The 4,724-nt window shown below is 59.5% G+C and carries 3 protein-coding genes and 3 pseudogenes; 2 read left to right on the plus strand and 4 right to left on the minus strand.

The genetic code is table 11. The annotated features are described in order from the left end of the window. A partial coding sequence (locus HMPREF0975_RS14030) for an IS256 family transposase (RefSeq protein ID WP_009234884.1) occupies positions 1-335 on the minus strand: 335 nt, incomplete at its 3' end. A gap of 425 nt (positions 336-760) precedes the next feature. Between HMPREF0975_RS14030 and HMPREF0975_RS14035 the strand changes: the two genes are divergently transcribed. Beyond that, on the plus strand, positions 761-1,237 hold the full coding sequence (locus HMPREF0975_RS14035; RefSeq protein WP_009234885.1) for an ISAs1 family transposase: 477 nt from the start codon (positions 761-763) through the stop codon (positions 1,235-1,237). Between the two features lie 397 nt (positions 1,238-1,634). Here the strand turns inward: HMPREF0975_RS14035 and HMPREF0975_RS15220 are convergent, their stop codons facing one another. Beyond that, on the minus strand, positions 1,635-2,453 hold the full coding sequence (locus HMPREF0975_RS15220) for an rRNA adenine N-6-methyltransferase family protein (RefSeq protein ID WP_009234886.1): 819 nt from the start codon (positions 2,451-2,453) through the stop codon (positions 1,635-1,637). 460 nt (positions 2,454-2,913) lie between these two features. Here HMPREF0975_RS15220 and HMPREF0975_RS17395 point away from each other — a divergent pair. Next, a pseudogene (locus HMPREF0975_RS17395) lies at positions 2,914-3,121 on the plus strand (IS481 family transposase); the annotation flags it as partial. Between the two features lie 420 nt (positions 3,122-3,541). Here HMPREF0975_RS17395 and HMPREF0975_RS17400 read toward each other — a convergent pair. Both HMPREF0975_RS17400 and HMPREF0975_RS16955 read right to left on the minus strand, forming a co-directional pair. Continuing rightward, positions 3,542-4,263, minus strand: a pseudogene (locus tag HMPREF0975_RS17400) (IS1634 family transposase); the annotation flags it as partial. Between the two features lie 28 nt (positions 4,264-4,291). After that, positions 4,292-4,570 (minus strand): annotated as a pseudogene (locus HMPREF0975_RS16955) (IS256 family transposase); the annotation flags it as partial. Positions 4,571-4,724: the final 154 nt, after the last annotated feature.

Genomic DNA, 4,724 nt, shown 5'->3' on the forward strand with positions numbered 1-4,724 from the left:
AGGTAGGCGTCGGCAACCACTGTGATCAGTGCGGACTCGGCCCGTTTACGGCGTTCAAGCAGCCAGTCGGGGAAGTACGAGCCAGTGCGCAGCTTGGGGACGGCCACGTCAATCGTGCCGACCCGGGTGTCCAGGTCCCGGTGCCGATAGCCATTGCGCTGAACCCGGCGCTCAGGGCTGGCCTGACCGTACTCGGCACCGCACACCGCATCAGCCTCGGCGCTCAGCAGGGAGTTGATCACCGTCTGCAGCAGGCTACGCATCAGGTCTGGCGAGGCCTGAGAAAGAGCCTCGCCAAGAAGACGCTCAGGGTCGACAATATGAGGAGCGGTCATCGTGATGACTCCGTTCGAGTGGGTTGTAGGAGATTCCTCGAAGGATCACACGGTGACCGCGCTGCCACCAACAGCAGCCCAACCACCGCGCTACACCACACTACGGGGCACTACCCCTCCATCAAACCCAGGGCGATTCACTTCTTCGAGGGAGACAAGAACACCTCGGCCCGGCGCCCAGCGCCCTTCATCGTGCCAGCACCACTATCACTCATCGCACCCCCTCCCCAGGTGCCACGAAGGCCCTACCGATACGGTCTGATCATCACCCCAAAACCAGACACAAACGCTGCATCAAGCCATCACCGGGGTGCTTTGGACCACGCCACGAGCGCTGTACTGACCCAGCAGCGGGTGGCGGACAAGTCCAACCAGAGGTCCCGGCTCTGAGGGACTTGCTTGAGCCCCTCGACCTGGACGGGGCCGTGGTAACCACTGACGCCATGCACACCCAGGCAGGCATCGCTGAGTGGATCCGCGGTCGCGGTGGTCACTACGTGTTGACGGTCAAGGGCAACCAGAAGACCTTGCGCAAGACGCTCAAGGCCCTGCCCTGGAAGGATGTCCCATCCGTCTCGAGCGTCGACACCTCTCACGGGAGGCGGGTGCGGCGCACCGTCAAGGCGATTGAGGCCCCCAGGTGGGTGGACTTTCCTGCAGCTGCCCAGGTGGTCCAGGTCCGACGCACCCGCACCACCAAGAACCGCAAGGCCAGGAGCAAGTCGGTGGAGTTGGTCTACCTGATCTGCTCCCTGCCCATGACCGACGCCCAGCCCGAAGTCGTCGCGGCCTGGATCCGCGGGCACTTGGGGGATAGAGAACCGTCTCCACGTCGGTCAGAGACATGGTCCCGGGCGAGGACCGCCACCAGCTGCGCACCCGCAACGGCTCCGAAATCATGACCACCTTAGAAATCTGGCCATCAGCCTCATCCGCCTCTTCCACGGCACCAGAGCCTCTATCGCAACCACCACCAGATCCCTATCAAGACGACCCACACGAGCCATCAGACTACTGACCCAACCAACCCCCTAAACCAAGTTCGCCGACCCCCCTGCGCCCCGGGGCCTGGTCCAACACAGCTGACCCGCGCCCGGCGTAACCTACGTCTCCACCCACGGCCCCGACCCCACCAACTCCCGAGGCGGACGCGGACTCAAGAAGACCCAACCGTCGCCCAAATCCCGAGACATCACAGAAGAATCCTACACACCGGCTACAGAAGACCGCTAGAAACCTTCCCGGTAGCCATCGCAGCAGTCCTCTGACTCATATTCACATACACCCCATAAATAAGCCTCAATCAACACCAAATCGTAAACGTCGATTTTCGGGTAGTTGGCGATCAAATGACCGTATTCTTTTCCATGCGGCAGGAGTGTCGACAATCCTGTATAAATCCACAACCTGCTGAGGGTGCAGGTCTCGTAGACGGTATTCACCAATATGTTTTGGTATATTTGAAATATTTAAAAGAGTTAATATTTTTCTTACTGTCGTGGGGCCGCATTCAAACAAGTAATTGACTAGCAACCAATACTTTTTTCGCTCCGACCAGGGTATTATGGGATTTTCAATGCATTCAACATGAGTCATGCTTACTGGGACATTGGGTCGGGGGTGGAATATGCTTTTAGGGAGTACTTCAGAAACAGTTATTTTACGAAATGGAGATAGTGCAGTAGAAATTTTAGTTGCACCGAAGTCGCCAGCCATCTTCCTGGCAAACTGATGTTGTGTGACGATTGCGGCAGACTGGAAATATTTATTCAATACCCAGCGACGGAATATTTCTGTAGACTGATTGAAGGGAGGATTTGACGTTATAGAGAAAGGCTGCTGTGGTAGCGACACCGTAGTAAGACTTTCATGAAACAGCTTCACCCGCGGATTGTCACTAAATTTTTTTTGCAACCTAGCGAACAAACGATCATCAATCTCAATGACCATAACCTGATAGTTTGCCGCAAGGCATGCTCTTGTGATGATTCCCGTGCCTGCACCAATATCAACGCAGATATGAGACGAAATTGGATTGGCCACTTGAACGATACGCTCCGCTATCGCCGAATGCCGAAGAAAGTTCTGTCCGCGAAGAACAGATACACGCATAGTCATGATAGCATCATACACATGAAAGTACCTGAGATCCAAGAGCACAATGAAACTCACAGGAGGGACTCGTCCAGGATCAGCGCCGCCCTCAATGAGGCCGCCCCGGAGGACTGCGTACAGGTAAATCGTAAACGGGTCGTCCGACTGATGCGCACCGCGGGTATCGCCGGCTACCGTTGACGGCGCCAGGTGCGTACCACCGTGCCGAATCGGGCCAGTGCCAGGCGCCTCGACCTGCTCAAACGTGACTTCACGGATCCGACCCCCAATCGTAGGTACATCGGCGACATCACCTACCTGCCTCTAGCTGTACTGGTCGGGAGGGTTGGTTGAGGGGGTGTGATTTGAGTCTTTGAGGTGAGGAGAGCGTCTTGGGTTGGTTGAGTGGAGGGGTTGCAGTTCCCATCAGCCGGACACGAAAGGTGCTCTCCTCATGTCCCACGCTAACGCAGCCTTGACCCCGCGTGCTCGTCTGAGGGTCGTACGCCGCTACGAGCACCCCTACCCCGGTTGTCTCATCCATGTCGATGTCAAGAAGATCGGCAACATCCCTGATGGTGGTGGATGGCGCTACGTCGGTGCGCGCCAGGGCGCGCGCAAGCGCGCCCACCCCAGACAAGGCCCGTAGCCTGGCCAGCCGCAGACCGGTGATGGGCTACGCCTACGTGCACCCCGGTGATGGCTTGATGCAGCGTTTGTGTCTGGTTTTGGGGTGATGATCAGACCGTATCGGTAGGGCCTTCGTGGCACCTGGGGAGGGGGTGCGATGAGTGATAGTGGTGCTGGCACGATGAAGGGCGCTGGGCGCCGGGCCGAGGTGTTCTTGTCTCCCTCGAAGAAGTGAATCGCCCTGGGTTTGATGGAGGCAGTGACGACACGGAAGGATCGCTGTCATGGGACTTTAAGGAAGTACCCCGATGAGCTGCGCGAGCGAGCCACGAGGACGGGCGTTGGAGGCGTTGGCTGACCCTGCGTGGGCCAAGGGCGCGATCCGTAGGATTCGGCGAGGAGCTGGGTGTTCACCCCAAGGCTCTACGTATCTGGGTCAAGAAGGCCCAGGTCGATGGTGGTTTGGCCTGACTCATGACGCCTTAGTGCCCTGGGGTCTGTAGGGATTTGAGGATGCTGGCTGCGTTTGGGGTGATTTGGGGGTGGGAAGTTATCTCATGGTCGTTGAGGTTGATGGTGACGTCCTGGAGGGGTTTGAGGGTGCGGATGACGCGTTTGATGCTGATCCCGGTGGCCTCCTGGAGGTAGCGGGCTAGGGCCAGGGATGCCATCACCACGGTCAGATGAGCCTCGATGGCGTCACGGGTGTGGTGGAAGACGGGGCGGGCCCTCAGGTCGTGCTTGCTCATCCGAAAAGGACTGCCTGGGCGTGCCACAGCTCGTGATACGAGGCGACGACCTCACCAGCGTCCATCAGATGCGCGGGGACGAAAGGTGACGTAGCCCTTGAGACCTACCAGGGACCTGGCCCTGGCGATGGAGGCCTCATCCAAGGTGGCGTCACCGGCGTGGGCGGTGACGAACCGCGTGCCTTTGGGACGCTTCTCACCGGCGATGACGGCCCGGGCGCGGTTGGCCTGGGCTGTGAGGGGCTGGTTGTCGCGGGCCGCACGGCGCTTGGAGTAGACCCATACCGCTCTCCACGAGCCTGGATGGGTGTCCGGGTCCCACACCGGCTCATGACGCCTGCTGACGTCGCGCTGGCTCCTGGAGCCCCGCTTGGGGGTGATGGTGTCGATGACCTGGCCGTCGTAAAGGCGTCCCCGGCCCAGTGGAAGTGCGCCTCCAGGTCACCCGGGGGCCGGACCTGTCCAGTTTTCTGTGTAAGCGTTTTACAGGTAGGGGTTGATTCGGTCGGGGTAGGCGGTGGTGAGCTGGGCCAGGGCCTTGTTCCAGTCGGTGGTGATCTGTCCTTCGACGAGCTTGCCCTTGGCCCTGCGCTTGGATGCTGGCAGTCCTTTCTCCTTGTCGCGTTCTCGGGCTCGCTTGTCCACAGGTGTCGCAGATCGCCAGCCACAGCAGCTTGATCACCGCCTCATCGGAGGGGAAGTGGCCGCGGTTCATTGGTGATCTTTGCGCAGCTGGTAGCTCGCAGTCTCGATGCTGTTGGTGGAGGGGGTACCTCCCGCGAAGTGGGGGAGAGATGACACGCCTGAGCATCGGCCGGTGAGTCCAGGAAGAGGGGTGAATCGCTCCCAGGCCCGCTCCCAGGTCGTCACCGTCTGAAGGGTGCTTGACCCCCATGTCGGACTCGGAGAAGTCGGT

The sequence above is a fragment of the Actinomyces sp. oral taxon 849 str. F0330 genome (genome assembly GCF_000239715.1).
GTDB lineage: Bacteria > Actinomycetota > Actinomycetes > Actinomycetales > Actinomycetaceae > Actinomyces > Actinomyces johnsonii.

Excerpts from the sequence above, each read along its gene's own strand:
- HMPREF0975_RS15220 (WP_009234886.1), bottom strand. The coding sequence starts at position 2,453 with ATGACTATGCGTGTATCTGTTCTTCGCGGACAGAACTTTCTTCGGCAT.